Origin of the sequence: Sphingomonas sp. GM_Shp_2 (genome assembly GCF_026540875.1) — a bacterium.
Taxonomy (GTDB): Bacteria; Pseudomonadota; Alphaproteobacteria; order Sphingomonadales; family Sphingomonadaceae; genus Sphingomonas; species Sphingomonas carotinifaciens.
Window position 1 is genome coordinate 31,548 of record NZ_JALNUQ010000007.1, and the last position, 14,221, is coordinate 45,768.

A 14,221-nucleotide genomic window follows, 5' to 3' on the forward strand; every position below is an offset into this window, starting at 1 on the left:
TTGCAGCATGAACTCGGCGCGAAAGACGTGCCTTGACCCGGGTCGCCGCGCATGACGGCGGCTCGAATGGCCGGGAGGTGACATGATCGATCCGACAAGGCGTGCGATGCTGGCGGGTGCCGTCGCACTGGGGCTGCTGCCCCGCGCAGCGCTGTCGCAGGGTGCCGCCGCGCTGGGCGCGCCCAGGCCCTTCGACTGGGCTGCGCTGCAACAACGCGCCCAAGCCTTGTCGCGCCAGCCCTACCGCGCCGTGCCCAAGGTCGCGGCGGCCGAGGCGGTGGATTACGACCGTGTCGGCGCGATTCGCTACCGTGCGGATCGGCAACTGGCGGGGGGCATCCGCCTGTTCCCGCTCGGTCGCTACGCCCCCACGCCGGTCGGCATCAACATCGTCGAAGGCGGACAGGCCCGCCCCCTCACCTTCTCCCCCGACCTGTTCGAGGCGGAGGCGGGTCATGCCCCCGCGCTCGGCATCGCCGGTTTCCGCGCGGTGACAAAGGACGGCAAGAGCGACTGGATCGCCTTTCAGGGCGCATCCTATTTCCGCGCGTCGGGCGCGCAGGATCAATATGGCCTGTCCGCACGCGGGCTGGCGATCGATACCGGCATCGCCGGCGCCGAGGAGTTTCCCGCCTTTACCGAATTCTGGATCGAGCGGACCGGCGAGCAATCCTATCTGATCCATGCGCTGCTCGACGGCCCCAGCGTCACCGGCGCGTACCGCTTCGCCACCGCCTTCACGCCGGGTGTGTCGGGCGGCACGGTGCAGCAGGTGTCCGCGGTGCTGTTCTTCCGCCGCGACGTCCGCCGGCTGGGGATCGCGCCGGCCACCAGCATGTTCTGGTATGGCGAGGGCAATCGCGCCGCCGCCAGGGACTGGCGCCCCGAGATCCACGACTCCGACGGCCTCGCCATCTGGACGGGCGCGGGCGAGCGCATCTGGCGCCCGCTGACCAACCCGCCTCGCGAAACACTGGACAGCTTCGCCGACCAGAACCCCAAGGGCTTCGGCCTGATCCAGCGTGACCGCGACTTCGATCATTACCAGGATGACGGCGCCTTTTACGATCGCCGGCCGAACCTGTGGGTCGAACCCGGCCAAGGATGGGGCAAGGGGCAGGTGATGCTCTATGCCTTCCCGACGGGCAGCGAGACGGTGGACAACATCGTCGCCTTCTGGACGCCGGCCGCCGCGCCCAGGGCCGGGCAGCGCCTTGCCTTCGACTATCGGCTGCGCTGGGGATCGCAGGACCCGTCGCTGCCGACCACTGCGCATGCGGTGGATAGCTGGACCGGTGACGCCGGTCGCCCGGGTGCCGAGCCGACGCCGGGCGCGCGCAAGCTGGTCGTCGACTTTGTCGGCGCGGGTCTTGCCGGGCTCGATCGGCAAAGCGGCGTTTCGGCGGAAATCGGCGTGGCGCGCGGCCGGCTGCTGACCAGCGCCGCCTATCCGGTCGTCGGCCAGGCCAATCGCTGGCGTGTCACCGCCGATATCGCACCGGAAGGGAGCGGCCCCGCCGATGTCCGCCTGTTCCTGAAGCGCGGCAACACCGCGCTGAGCGAGACGGTGCTGTTCCCCGTCTTCCTGCCGTGAGCAGCGCCGCCGCGCTTCCGCCGATCATGCCGCCACCGGCACCGCTGGACATGCCCGTCCAGCGGTTCGACGGTGCACCGCCGCCGATCACCGCGCCGCTGCCCCGGCCGGGACTGGCGATCGCGCCCGAGGACATTCTGGTGCGCCGCGTGCTGCTGGTGCTGGTCACCGGCCTGCTGGCCACCGCCGCCGCGGGATCGGTGGAGGAATCGCTGCTCTCCGACGGATTCAGCATCGGCGACGCGCTCCTCCTCCTGTTGTTCTTTCCGCTGTTCGCCTGGATCGCCTTCGGCTTCGTCACCGCCGCGGTCGGCTTCTGGCTGCTCATGTCGGGCGCACATCCCGGCACCACTCGCGCACCCCGCACCGATGCCCCCCTCACCGGCTGCACCGCGGTACTGATCCCGGTGCATAACGAGGATGTGGATGCGGTGTTCGACCGGATCGCGCGCATGGGCGCGATGCTGGAGCGGACCGGCCAGGGCGATCATTTCGCCATCTTCGTGCTCAGCGACTCGGGCGAAGCGGCGGAAGCGGAGGAGCGTGCCGCCTGGGCCGCCCTCGCCCCGCGCCTGCGCGTGCCGCTTTACTATCGCCGCCGTACCGAAAATACCGGTCGCAAGCCCGGCAACGTGGCCGAATGGATCCGCGCGCATGGCGGTGCCTTCGACCATATGATGATGCTCGACGCGGACAGCCTGATGGGCGGCGACACCATGGTGGCGATGGCGCAGATCATGGAACAGCGCCCCTCCATCGGCCTGATCCAGACCGTGCCGATGGTGATCGGCGCGACCACGCTGTTCCAGCGCTGGATGCAGTTCGCCAGCCGCCTGTACGGCCCCATCTCCACCGCCGGCCTCGTCTGGTGGTCCGGCTCGGAAGCGACCTTCTGGGGGCACAACGCCCTGATCCGCACCTCGGCCTTCGCCTCGTCCTGCGGCCTCCCCGAACTCCCCGGCAACCCCCCGTTCGGCGGCACGATCATGAGCCACGACATGGTGGAGGCCGCCCTGCTGCGCCGCCGTGGCTGGCGTGTCCACATGATCATGGTGGAGGACACGTTCGAGGAATATCCCCCCACGCTGATCGATCAGGCCGTGCGCGACCGTCGCTGGGCGCAGGGCAATATCCAGCATCTGGGCGTCCTCGGCAGTTCCGGCTTCCACTGGATCAGCCGGCTGCAACTGCTGATCGGTGCCTCGGCCTATCTCACCTCGCCGGCCTGGCTGATCCTGATCGCCACCTCGATCGCGCTCGACCTGTCGGAAGGCGGCGGGTCGGTACGGGCGGCCACCTCCGCACAGGTGCTGGTGACGACGCTGGCGCTGCTGTTCGGCCCCAAGCTGATGAGCGTGATCTGGGCGATGGCGAACCGGGAACGCCGGGCCAGCTACGGTGGCGCAGGCGGCATCCTGAAATCGGTCGCGCTGGACGTGCCCTTGTCGATCCTCACCGCCCCGGTCATCGCACTCACCCAGACCATCGACCTGATCGCCATCCTGCGCGGCAGGAAGTCGGGCTGGGCCCCGCAAAGCCGGGTGCGCGACGGCCTGGCGCTGGCGGACGCGCTTCCCCGCTATCGCTGGCATCTGGGGATCGGGCTGGTGCTGGTCGCGGTGTCGTTGCTGCGCCCGATGCTGGGCTGGTGGTTGTCGCCGGTCACCATCGGCCTGTTGCTCGCCCCCTGGCTGGCGATGTGGACCGCGCGACGGCGACCGGGCGACCGGCTGGCGGCCCGCGGCGTGTTCCGGGTGCCGGCCACGCCGCTCGCCGACGAGACGTTGCAGCCGGCCACCGCTTCCCCTTCGTTAGCGGTTCGCTAACGCCGCACCTTCCATAGCTTGCCTCAGATCAAGCTACGGGAAAGTCGGGTGGAAATGTTACAGCGCAGTGTCACCGCCAGGTTGATGGCGCCGCTGGTGGTGTCGCTGGCGCTGCTGATGCTGCTGGCCGGCGTCATGCTGCACGGACAGCGGCAGGTGTCGCGCGCCAACGATGCAGCCCGCGGTGCGCAGGACCGGATGCTCGCGCTGGCGGAGCAGCGTTCGCTCAGCCGTGCGCTGCAACGCGATGCCCTGAACCTCGTCACCGAACCCGATGCCAGCGAGCTGGCCGCGATCCGCGGCCGTTTCGAGAAGCGCCGCGATGCGCTGGTCACGCAACTGAACGCGCGGGAGGCGGAACTGCGCGCCGCCGCGATCCCCGCCGCCTATTTCACCCGGCAACGCGCACTCGTCGCCGATCTGGCGCGCGTCGCAGCCCGCGCCGATGCCGGTGACCGGGCAGGCGCGTTCCAGGCGTTTCGTCTGGAGGTGCGCCCGGTCGAGCGCGCCGCATCGACCATTGCCGAGGCGCAGATCGACGCACTCGGCGAACAGGTGACCACGCTGCGCGCCGCGGCGGATGCGGAGGCCAGCTGGTCGCGCCTCGTCCTGCTCGTTGCCACCGCGCTGCTCGCGATCGCGGGTCTCGCCGCGGGCCTCGTCATCACGCGGCGCAGCGTCGTGGCACCCCTGCACCAGTTGCGCCAAACGATGGAAACGCTTGCCGCAGGGCGCACCGACCTGACGGTGCCGCAGGTCGAGCGGGCGGACGAGGTGGGGCAGATGGCCCGCGCCATGGCGACCTTCCGCGATCAGCTGGCGGGTGCCGAGCGGGCGAAGCAGGATCAGGAAGCCCTGATCGTCGCCAGCATCGGCGAGCGGCTGGCCGGCCTGGCGCGGGGCGATCTGGTGTCGCGGGTGGATGCCGACCTTGCCGGCCCGTTTGCCAAGCTGAAGAATGATTTCAACACCGCGCTCGCCGCGCTTCAGGCGACCATGACCCAGGTCGGCAGCGCGGCGGGCAGCATCGCCCATGGCTCCAGCGAGATACGCCATGCCTCGGGCGACCTGTCGCAGCGCACCGAACAACAGGCCGCCAGCCTGGAGGAAACGGCCGCGGCGATGGCGGAGATCACCGCCACCGTCGGCCGCACCGCGGACGATGCCGCGCAGGCCCATCAAAGCGTCGAGCAGGCCAGTGCCGAAGCCGAGCAGTCCGGTGAGATCGTGCGCCGCACGGTGGAGGCGATGGGCGGCATCGAGCGGTCGTCCAGCGAGATCGTCGAGATCATCAGCGTCATCGACGGCATCGCCTTCCAGACCAACCTGCTGGCGCTCAACGCCGGGGTGGAGGCGGCGCGGGCCGGCGATGCGGGCAAGGGGTTCGCCGTCGTCGCCTCCGAAGTCCGCGCGCTCGCCCAGCGCTCGGCGGAAGCGGCCAAGGACGTGAAGGCACGCATCCAGGCCAGTTCCGAACAGGTCGAGGCCGGCGTCGGCCTTGTTGGCGAAACGGGCGCGGCGCTCGGCCGCATCGCCACGCGGATCGCGGAGGTCGGCACACTCGTATCCTCGATCCGCGTCGCCTCCGGGCAGCAGGCGTCGGGCCTGCGCCAGATCAGCACCGCGGTGAGCGACATGGACGGCGTGACCCAGCAGAACGCCGCCATGGTGGAGGAAGCCACCGCCGCCGCCCGCAGCCTGGCCGGCGAGACCGAATTGCTGATGCAGCATATCGCCCGCTTCCGGATCGGCGAGACGCCGCCGGCACAAGCGCCGGCCAGCCCGGTCCATGCCCTGCAGAGCCGCGTCGCATCCGCCCCGGCGCGGCGTATCCGGACCGGCGCGGCGGCCTTGGCCGTGGAAGAGGATGACTGGTCGCGCTTCTGACCCGGAAACGGGGGGGGCGACTGGAAAGGGACGCCCCGCTCAATCCGTAGTGACACAAGCCTGAGCGGGGCGTTGAGGACGTGCGGAAGCTCGCCTCATCACCCCGAAACGCGCGACATGCGAAAAGGCACCACGCCGCCTGCGCGAATCCTGCGATCCGTGTCGGCAATGCGGCAGGTGGATGGATGTGTCTGGATGCCCCGTGAGGATTCGAACCTCAATTGACGGAGTCAGAGTCCGTAGTCTTACCTTTAGACGACGGGGCAACGACAGGCGCGTGCCTCTAGGCTGGCGGGGGTGGACTGTCAACAGCTTCATGCATGGCATCGTCTTGTCGGAGCGGGGGGGACACGCTACGTTCCATGCCAAGCACCGGACGGGCGATCATGCCCGCGACGGCAGAACAGAAAAAGTGAGATACGGCGATGGGGGATGTTTCCGCCCGAAGGCCGTACCGGCAGGCCAAGCCGCCTGCCCGTTCGGCCCCGACCCGCCCCGCCCGAGGGCGGTGGTCGGATGCGCAGGCCTTTGCCGCGCTGGACCTGGGGACCAATAATTGCCGGCTGCTGATCGCGCGGCCACAGGGCGGCGGCTTTGCCGTGGTCGATGCCTTTTCGCGAATCGTGCGGCTGGGTGAGGGACTGGCGACCAGCGGCCAGCTGTCGGACGCGGCGATCGAACGGACGATCGCGGCCCTGCGCGTCTGCGCCGACAAGCTGAAGCGCCGCAATGTCACGCTGGCGCGCTCGGTCGCGACCGAGGCGTGCCGGCGCGCGTCGAACGGCCCTGCCTTCATCGCCCGCGCGTTGGAGGAAACCGGCATCCATCTCGACATCATTTCCGCCGAGGAGGAGGCGCGGCTGGCCGTGCTCGGCTGCCATGCGCTGATCGAACCGGGCGAGGATCCCGCGCTGGTCTTCGACATCGGCGGCGGCTCGACCGAACTCGTACTGGTCGATACGCGCAGCCCCGTTCCCAAGGTGCTCGACTGGCATTCGGCGCCCTGGGGGGTCGTCTCGCTGACCGAAAGCGCAGGCGGTGGCGAGGGCGAGGAGGGGCGGCTCGCCGCCTATGCGCGGATGCGCGGGCTGGTGGCGGACAGTTTCGCAGGGTTCGCCAGCCGCCTGCCGCGCAACCTGCGCAATCCCCGCCTGCTGGGTACCAGCGGCACGGTGACGACGCTGGGCAGCGTCCATCTGGGCCTCAGCCAATATGACCGCGCCGCGGTGGACGGGCTGATCGTGCCCGCCGCCGCGATGCGCACCATCAGCGCGCAGCTTTCGCGCCAATCGCTTGGCCAGCGCGCCAAGGTGCCGTGCATCGGTACCGAACGCGCCGACCTGGTGGTGGCCGGCTGCGCCATTCTGGAGACGATCATGGATTTGTGGCCGGCCGAACGGCTGGGGATCGCCGATCGCGGCATTCGCGAGGGCATATTGCGCCGCCTGATGGGCAGCCCCCCGCCCCAGAGCGCGCGCGCATGAGTCGCGGCGACAACGGCCTGCGCCAGCGGGTGCGCACCGCGCGTGGCCGCACCGCGCAATCGACCCGCTGGCTGGAGCGGCAGTTGAACGACCCCTATGTCCGCCGCGCCAAGGCGGAGGGGTATCGCAGCCGCGCCGCCTACAAGCTGATCGAACTGGACGAGCGATTCGGACTGTTGAAGGGATCGAAGCGCGTCATCGACCTGGGCATTGCCCCCGGCGGCTGGACGCAGGTGGTCCGCCGCAAGGTGCCGGGCGCCAGGGTGGTGGGCATCGACCTGCTGCCCGTCGACCCGATCGACGGTGTCGAAATCTTCCAGATGGACTTTATGGACGATGCCGCACCCGACCGGCTGATGGAGGCGCTGGGCGGCGCGCCCGACCTGATCCTGTCGGACATGGCGGCCAACACCGTCGGCCATCCCCAGACCGATGCGCTGCGCACCATGGGCCTGGTGGAAACCGCCTTCGCCTTCGTGCAGGACGTGCTGGCACCGGGCGGCGCCTTTGTCGCCAAGGTGTTCGCCGGCGGCGCCGATTCGCAGTTCGTCGCCGAGATGAAGCGCCATTTCGCCACGGTAAAGCACGCCAAGCCGCCCTCCAGCCGCAAAGGGTCGGTGGAATGGTTCGTCGTCGCGCAAGGCTTCAAGGGCCGCCGCGGCGAGGATTGAGGGCACGCAGGCGCAGAGCCTTTCGCGTCAGCGAAATCATGCAAGGGCCGCTGTTGCTGTGGTCCAAGGCTTCCCCGCCCGCGCGCCCTCTTCGCGTCTTCGCGGCTTCGCGTGAACATCACGACCGGCACTCACCAGGTGGATGGCGGTTCGAAGATTGAACTCACGCGAAGACGCGAAGACGCAAAGAGGTTTTGCCTGCCGCACCGTCCGGGACTCGTTCCATTCAAGAACCTGCCTCGTCCGGTATGAGTAAGACGGCCTGCGGCGCCGGTCCTACAGCAGCGCCGTTACCGCATCGATGAATCGCGCCAGGCTGATCGGCTTGGACACGTAGGCATCCGCGCCCGCCGCGCGGATGCGTTCCTCGTCCTCGCGGCCGGCATAGGCGGTGACGGCCATCACCGGGATCCGGCGCAGATCCTCGTCCGCCTTCAATTCCAGGATCAGGTCGTAGCCGGTGACGTGCGGCATCTGGATGTCCATGATGATCAGGTCGGGCCGCACCGCGCGCGCGCGCGCCACCGCCTCGCGCCCGTCGCGTACCGGCTCCGCCACGAAGTCGTGCGCGCGCAGCAGGTCGCAGAACAGCTTCAAATTGAGTTCGTTGTCCTCGACAACGAGCACCTTTCTTGCCACGCGGGTCCTCGAGTCCTTTCCAAAATGGGGTGATAGGCAATGGCCGAACCCGACACAATCGATGACGCAGAGGCGCTGGCGCTCCATGCCCTCGTCTGGACGCTCGGGCAGCAGGAGCGGGCCGAACGCCTGCTCGCCACGACCGGGCTGACACCCGCCGACCTGCGCGCCCGCGCGGGCGACCGGGCGGTGCTGGCGGCCGTGCTCGGCTTCCTTGCCGCGCACGAACCCGACCTGATCGCCTGTGCCGATGCGCTGGACATACGCCCCGAAGCATTGGCCCGCGCGCTGACCCTGCTGGAGTTCCGATGAAACCGCTACTGATCTGCGACTGCGATGAAGTATTGCTCCACATGGTGCGTCATTTCCGCGACTGGCTGGGCGAGCAGCACGCGATCGACTTCGCCGTCGGCCATCATGACTTCGCCACCGCGATGACCCGCCGCGACGGCAGCGCCCCGCCGTCCCAGGCCGAGATGTGGCAGTTGCTCGGCGGCTTCTTCCCCAGCGAAATGCACCGCCAGACACTGGTGCCCCACGCTGCCGAGGCGCTGGCGACGCTGGCGGAGCAGGCCGACATCGTCATCCTGACCAACCTGCAGGACGAATGCCAGGCGCCGCGCCTGGCCCAATTGTCCGCCTTCGGCATCGACCACCGTGTCCAGTGCAACACCGGTGGCAAGGGCGAACCCGTTGCGCGGCTGGTGGCCGAACATGGCAACCCGGTCACCGTCTTCGTCGACGATCTCGCGGTGCATCACGCCTCCGTCGCGAAACACGCGCCGGGCGTGCACCGGCTGCACATGATCTCCGAGCCGGAAATGGCGTCGCACGTCCCGCCCGCACCCGACGCGCACGCGCGAATCGATGACTGGCGGGAGGCGGTGGTGTGGATCGGCGAGCGATTCGCGGCGGGTCGGGCGGCTGTTTGAGTTCACGCGAAGACGCGAAGACGCGAAGATGATTTGTTCACGCGGAGACGCGGAGAGTTCCGCCGACGGCATTCTCCCGAGCCGCCGGGGGCGGCTCTTGCTTGGGAAGCAGGATGATAAAGGCTCTCGCTGGCGCGAGACGCGGCCCTAAGCACAACTCTCCGCGTCTCCGCGTCTTCGCGTGAATCCCCTTCTTCTACCCTTCGCGTCTTCGCGTCTTCGCGTGAATCCCCCTCCTCACCCCCGCGCCGCACGAACCGGAACCTTGACCCGGATGCCGCCCCCACGCCACAACCCGCACCCATGACCACGCATATCGACCGCCGCCTGGAAGAACTGGGCATCACCCTTCCCGAGGCTGCCGCCCCCGTCGCCGCCTATGTTCCCGTCGTCGAGGCGGGCGGGCTGCTCCACATTTCCGGCCAGTTGCCGTTCAAGGATGGTCAGCTCGTCACCGGCCGGCTGGGCGAGGACGTCGCGCTGGAGGACGGCACGGAGGCCGCGCGCCTGTGCGGGCTGATGCTGCTCGCGCAGATCAAGAAGCATGTCGGCGACCTGTCGCGCGTCACCCGCATCGTGAAGCTGGGCGTGTTCGTGAACTCCGCGGCGACCTTCACCGACCAGCCCAAGGTCGCCAACGGCGCCTCCGAGCTGATGGCCGACGTGTTCGGCGAGGCGGGCAAGCATGCCCGCTCCGCGGTCGGCGTGCCGGTGCTGCCGCTCGGCGCCGCGGTCGAGGTCGACGCGATCGTCCAGATCGGCTGATCTTGCGCAGCCGGATCGCCCTTCGCATATCGGTGTCATGACCGAGTGCGAAGGACGGCCGGCTTGACGGCGATCACCGCGCGCCTCGCCGATGGCGTGGCGAGCATCCCCGCCGCCGATTGGGACGCATGCGCGGGCGACGGCAATCCGTTCGTCGGCCACGCCTTTCTTGCCGCGCTGGAAACATCGGGCAGCGTCGGTGGCCGCACCGGCTGGCAACCCCTGCCCATCGTCATCGACGGCGCCGACGGCCGCCCGGCGGCGGTCGCCCCCGCCTATGCCAAGGCGCACAGCCAGGGCGAATATGTCTTCGACCATGCCTGGGCGGATGCCTGGGAGCGCGCCGGCGGGGACTATTATCCCAAGCTTCAGGTCGCCGCCCCCTTCTCGCCCGTGCCCGGCCCCCGTCTGCTGTTGCGCGATCCTGCACTCGGGTCTGCCTTGATCGGCGCGCTGGAAAGCGTGGTGGACGGCAACGGGCTGTCCTCCGGCCATGTCACCTTTGTCGCGCCCGATCAGGTACCTCTGTTCGAGGCGGCCGGCTGGCTGATCCGCCACGGCACGCAATTCCACTGGACCAACGACGGGTACGCGTCGTTCGACGATTTTCTCGGCGCCCTTGCCAGCCGCAAGCGCAAGGCGATCCGCAAGGAGCGCGCCGCCGCGGTCGAGGGGCTGACGATCCGCCACCTGACCGGCGCGGAGATCACCCCCCGACACTGGGACGCGTTCTGGACCTTCTATCAGGATACGGGCAGCCGCAAATGGGGCCGCCCCTATCTCACCCGCGCCTTTTTCGCGCGGTTGAGCGAGACGATGGGCGACCGTGTGCTGCTGATCCTGGCCGAGCGTGACGGCCACCCGATCGCGGGCGCGCTGAACCTGATCGGCGGCGATACGCTTTACGGCCGCTATTGGGGCGCGGTGGAGGAGGTGCCGTTCCTCCATTTCGAGCTTTGCTATTATCAGGCGATCGACGCCGCCATCGCACGCGGGCTGAAGACGGTGGAAGCCGGCGCGCAGGGCGAACACAAGCTGGCGCGCGGCTATGCCCCGGTGCCGACCTATTCGGCGCACTACATCCCCAACGCCTCGTTCCGCCGCGCGGTCGCCGACTTCCTCGCGATGGAGCGTGACGCGGTGGCGGCGGAGGCGGAGTATCTGGACGAACTGACGCCGTTCCGACGCGAGGGGTGAGCGCCGACCGGGCACTCTACCCTGCCCGTTCGTGTCGAGTAGAGATTGAGTCGACCTCGCCGGATGCCTTGAGGCCTACCTCCGTCAGATCGCGATCCGGCTGGGCTCCGCAGGTGGCGGCCGCCGGATCGGACGCGTCAGCCGCTCATATTCTTCGGGCGAGATGATCGGGCGGCGGTCGTCGATGCGAAACAGCACGCTGGTCCCGTCGCGCCAGATCGGCGTCATGCCCCTGGTCAGGGCCGGGTCATAGGCAGGCGGCTTGACCATCCAGACATAGTCGAACGCGTCGCGCGGCAACAGTTTCAGCGCGGTGCTGATCGGCCGCCACCATTGCCCGCGGCAACGCCGGCCGGTGACGATCTCGGACGGATCGTGCGCGAAACGGCCCGCCGCGCGGTAGTTGACGGTCAGCAACTGCCCGCCCGCCATCGACCACTGGTCGTTGGCATAGGCCAGCTTGCGCTCCAGCGCGAGGCCGGCGACATGCTCCAGCCGCGAGGATTCCCAGTCGTCGATGCAGCGCCGCCCCACGAACGTCACGAGGCGGGCACGCTCCGGAATGTGATCCAGCGCCGCCAGCGTCCGGTCGTAATCGCGATCGTACAGCCAGTTGCTGTAGGTGCCCGCGGCGATCCGCACGCCAAAGAACGCCAGCCCCAACGCGGCAAAGGTCGCCGCCCCCCGGAACGACAGCCCGCGCTTGGGACGCAGCCCGATCAGTGCGATCGCCAGCACATAGGGGGCAAGGCGCATATCGGCATAGGCGGAGCCGAACACGATGCGCGGCAACAGGATGTAGACCGCCGCCAGGAACAGCGCCGACAGCGCCAGGTTGCGCGAATATTCGATCCGCTCGTCGCGCACGCCCTTCAGCAGGATCAGGAACATGACGGTGACGGAGGCGAGGTCGAACGCCATCCACCGGTCGCGCAGCACCATCTGCACCCAGTTGATCTTCCACCGCCAGTTGAACCAGTCCGCGGTCTGCCCGGTGACGTGATCGCCCGATCGCCACAGCACCATCATCACCATCGGCAGCGCCAGCGGAATGCACCCGATGCCGGCCCGCCAGAAGGCATGGACCCAGCCATGCCCGCGGTCACGCTGGCGGATCAGCTCGCCGGAAAAGGCCAGCACGCCCAGCACGCCCCAGCCAAAGGTGTGGCACACCCACAGGATGCACGACAACGGCACGAAGATCGCGGCGCGAAGGGCCACGCGGTCATAGCGCCCCAGCCGCAGCCACAGGGCGAACAGGTTGAGCGCCCACGCCATCGACAGCGCGAAGTTCACGAAGCCGAACTGGAAGGGATAACTATAGGCCAGCGGCAGCGCGAACAGCGCGGTGGCGGGGATGCGGCCATGCACCTCCCGCGCGATCCACAGCAGCCCCGTCACGGTCAGCACCGGGATGGTCAGCACGATCAGCTTGACCGCCGGCTCCAGCCCGATCAGCGGCGCCAGCGGCACGATCAGCAGGTCGATGCCGAGATTGCCGATCACCTGCCAGCGGAAATCATACCACTGGTTCAGCCAGGGCTGGCGACCGATTTCGAGCTGGACGCGGTAGCGCCCCATATGCCCCGGCAGGTCGACCAGCGGCGCGATATCGGGCCAGAGCAGCGGCACCGCGGCGAGCAACGCCATCGCCGCCACGAACCACCGCGTCTGCCACCAGTGAAGCGTACCCCCGTTCATTGACCCGTGCCTAGCGGACGGACGGGCTCCGCGACAAGCATCGGCTTTCGCGAACGCGGTAGATCGCAGACGCGCCGTCACTCCAGGCGACCGAAAGATCAGCGGCTTGGGCCCGGCCGGGCGGAAAACCGATCGTCCAGACCAGAGCGAAACTGCACCGGTCGAATGTCCGGATCGCCGTGTCGAAGTCGGTCGCCCCCGCGACCAGTCCGGGAGGATAGACGATGTGCGAGGGATCGCGGTCGAAGGGTGCGGCGCGCGGGTGGCGCGGATGGACGAGCTGTTGCCCGGCCAATGCCCATTGCTGGTTGGTGAAGATGCGTCGCCGGGCGATGGCGATCCCGGCGATATGGGTCAGCCGGTCGTTGCCCCACAGCGACGCCGGCGGTTCGTTCACCAGCGTCAGCACCGCCGCGCCCACCGGCGGCATGGGTACCGCCCTGAGTGCTGTGGCCTGCGCCTGCGAAACCTGCACGAAGGCGAGCGTGGTGACGGCGATCCGCGCGACGAAGAACAGCATCGCGAGCCCGGCCAGCCGCGCCGCCAGCATCGCCTCACCCTCGCGCGGTGCGATCGACAGGATCGCCAGCGCCACCGACGGCGCCAGCATCCGCATGTCGACATAGGCGCCGCCCTGGAACAGCCGCGGCAACAGGATAAAGGTCGCCAGCCCCGCCAGCGCCGGCCAGCCGAGCAGCCCGGCGAAGCGCAGCCGCGGCGACCGGGCAGCGACGTAGAACAGCGCCACCATCACCAGCAGCCCGCCAATGTCCCATGGCTTCCAGCGTTCGCGGAACAGCGCGACCACCCATTGCAGCTTGGCGCCCCAGTCAAACCAGTCGCCGGTATCCCCCGCCAGCGCATCCGCATGGCCGTGCAGCATCAGCAGCACCGGGCTCGCCATCGGTGCGACGGCCGCGCCCGCGCGCAGCAGGGCGGGCACCGCGCGCTCCCCCGCTTCCACGCGGTGCCGCCATTCCAGCACGCCCGTGAACAGCCCCAGCATCGCCCAGCCGAAGCTGTGACACAGCCAGACGATCGGCGCGAAGGCGGCGAACGCCGCGATCCGCACCCAGCTGGCCCGCGTCCGCGCCAGATACAGCCACGCCGCCAGCCCCAGAAAGACCAGCGACTGCGCCAGACAGAAGTTCACGAAACCCAGCTGGAACGACCAGCCATAGACCAGCGGCAGCGCAAACGCCGCGCTCGGCGGGATGCGGCCATGCACCTCGCGCGCCAGCCACAACAGGCCTGCGACGCCCAGCGCCGGGATCGCCATCACCGCCAGCTTCGCCGCCGGCTCGACATCGAGCAGCGGGTGCAGCGCCAGCACGATCAGGTCGACGCCCAGATTGCCGATCACCGCCCAGCGCACCCCGAAATGCGCTGCCAGCGGCCCCTGCCCCGCTTCGCTCAGGATGCGGTAGCGCCCGATATGGCCGGGCAGGTCGGTCAGCGGCGGGATCGCCGGCCACAACAGCGGCACCACGGACAGCATCACGCAAAGCGCGACAAAGGTTCGCGA

Annotated in this window: 12 protein-coding genes and 1 tRNA gene; 9 read left to right on the top strand and 4 right to left on the bottom strand. The window is 69.1% G+C overall.

Translation table 11 applies throughout. The annotated features are described in order from the left end of the window. Positions 1-82 precede the first annotated feature (82 nt). The 3 genes from OXR08_RS04075 to OXR08_RS04085 all read left to right on the top strand — a co-directional run bounded on the left by OXR08_RS04075 (position 83) and on the right by OXR08_RS04085 (position 5,307). On the top strand, positions 83-1,594 hold the full coding sequence (locus OXR08_RS04075; protein WP_267347897.1) for a glucan biosynthesis protein: 1,512 nt from the start codon (positions 83-85) through the stop codon (positions 1,592-1,594). Further along, entirely contained in the window at positions 1,591-3,420 is a 1,830-nt protein-coding gene (mdoH, locus tag OXR08_RS04080; RefSeq protein ID WP_267347899.1) for a glucans biosynthesis glucosyltransferase MdoH, read from the top strand. The genes OXR08_RS04075 and mdoH overlap by 4 nt, the downstream gene beginning before the upstream one ends. 84 nt (positions 3,421-3,504) lie before the next feature. Continuing rightward, a complete protein-coding gene (locus OXR08_RS04085; RefSeq protein ID WP_267347901.1) occupies positions 3,505-5,307 on the top strand; it encodes a methyl-accepting chemotaxis protein in 1,803 nt (600 codons plus the stop codon). Positions 5,308-5,499: 192 nt separating this feature from the next. Here the strand turns inward: OXR08_RS04085 and OXR08_RS04090 are convergent. After that, positions 5,500-5,573: transfer RNA gene (locus OXR08_RS04090), tRNA-Gln, on the bottom strand. Between the two features lie 159 nt (positions 5,574-5,732). Here OXR08_RS04090 and OXR08_RS04095 point away from each other — a divergent pair. Together OXR08_RS04095 and OXR08_RS04100 are read left to right on the top strand one after the other, a co-directional pair. After that, a complete protein-coding gene (locus OXR08_RS04095) occupies positions 5,733-6,791 on the top strand; it encodes a Ppx/GppA phosphatase family protein (protein ID WP_112383728.1) in 1,059 nt (352 codons plus the stop codon). Continuing rightward, a complete protein-coding gene (locus tag OXR08_RS04100) occupies positions 6,788-7,462 on the top strand; it encodes an RlmE family RNA methyltransferase (RefSeq protein ID WP_267347904.1) in 675 nt (224 codons plus the stop codon). Before OXR08_RS04095 ends, OXR08_RS04100 begins: the two co-directional genes overlap by 4 nt. Before the next feature lie 276 nt (positions 7,463-7,738). On the opposite strand, the gene OXR08_RS04105 is transcribed toward OXR08_RS04100, so the two are convergent. After that, a complete protein-coding gene (locus OXR08_RS04105; RefSeq protein ID WP_112383730.1) occupies positions 7,739-8,101 on the bottom strand; it encodes a response regulator in 363 nt (120 codons plus the stop codon). Between the two features lie 39 nt (positions 8,102-8,140). Between OXR08_RS04105 and OXR08_RS04110 the strand changes: the two genes are divergently transcribed. The 4 genes from OXR08_RS04110 to OXR08_RS04125 all read left to right on the top strand — a co-directional run bounded on the left by OXR08_RS04110 (position 8,141) and on the right by OXR08_RS04125 (position 10,995). Beyond that, the gene (locus OXR08_RS04110) at positions 8,141-8,413 is read left to right on the top strand and encodes a DUF3572 domain-containing protein (RefSeq protein ID WP_112383731.1); all 273 of its coding nucleotides are present in this window, start codon (positions 8,141-8,143) and stop codon (positions 8,411-8,413) included. After that, a complete protein-coding gene (locus OXR08_RS04115) occupies positions 8,410-9,033 on the top strand; it encodes an HAD family hydrolase (RefSeq protein ID WP_267347909.1) in 624 nt (207 codons plus the stop codon). The genes OXR08_RS04110 and OXR08_RS04115 overlap by 4 nt, the downstream gene beginning before the upstream one ends. Before the next feature lie 303 nt (positions 9,034-9,336). Continuing rightward, on the top strand, positions 9,337-9,798 hold the full coding sequence (locus OXR08_RS04120; protein ID WP_267347911.1) for a RidA family protein: 462 nt from the start codon (positions 9,337-9,339) through the stop codon (positions 9,796-9,798). Between the two features lie 63 nt (positions 9,799-9,861). After that, the gene (locus OXR08_RS04125) at positions 9,862-10,995 is read left to right on the top strand and encodes a GNAT family N-acetyltransferase (protein WP_267347913.1); all 1,134 of its coding nucleotides are present in this window, start codon (positions 9,862-9,864) and stop codon (positions 10,993-10,995) included. A gap of 84 nt (positions 10,996-11,079) precedes the next feature. On the opposite strand, the gene OXR08_RS04130 is transcribed toward OXR08_RS04125, so the two are convergent. Together OXR08_RS04130 and OXR08_RS04135 are read right to left on the bottom strand one after the other, a co-directional pair. Beyond that, on the bottom strand, positions 11,080-12,696 hold the full coding sequence (locus OXR08_RS04130; protein ID WP_112383735.1) for a hypothetical protein: 1,617 nt from the start codon (positions 12,694-12,696) through the stop codon (positions 11,080-11,082). A gap of 10 nt (positions 12,697-12,706) precedes the next feature. After that, positions 12,707-14,197: a hypothetical protein gene (locus OXR08_RS04135; RefSeq protein WP_267347915.1), complete on the bottom strand. Its 1,491-nt coding sequence runs from the start codon at positions 14,195-14,197 to the stop codon at positions 12,707-12,709. Between the last annotated feature and the right edge of the window lie 24 nt (positions 14,198-14,221).

Coding starts and splice junctions, on each gene's coding strand:
- OXR08_RS04075 (WP_267347897.1), top strand. CDS start 83: ATGATCGATCCGACAAGGCGTGCGATGCTGGCGGGTGCCGTCGCACTG.
- OXR08_RS04085 (WP_267347901.1), top strand. CDS start 3,505: ATGGCGCCGCTGGTGGTGTCGCTGGCGCTGCTGATGCTGCTGGCCGGC.
- OXR08_RS04095 (WP_112383728.1), top strand. CDS start 5,733: ATGGGGGATGTTTCCGCCCGAAGGCCGTACCGGCAGGCCAAGCCGCCT.
- OXR08_RS04100 (WP_267347904.1), top strand. CDS start 6,788: ATGAGTCGCGGCGACAACGGCCTGCGCCAGCGGGTGCGCACCGCGCGT.
- OXR08_RS04110 (WP_112383731.1), top strand. CDS start 8,141: ATGGCCGAACCCGACACAATCGATGACGCAGAGGCGCTGGCGCTCCAT.
- OXR08_RS04115 (WP_267347909.1), top strand. CDS start 8,410: ATGAAACCGCTACTGATCTGCGACTGCGATGAAGTATTGCTCCACATG.
- OXR08_RS04120 (WP_267347911.1), top strand. CDS start 9,337: ATGACCACGCATATCGACCGCCGCCTGGAAGAACTGGGCATCACCCTT.
- OXR08_RS04130 (WP_112383735.1), bottom strand. CDS start 12,696: ATGAACGGGGGTACGCTTCACTGGTGGCAGACGCGGTGGTTCGTGGCG.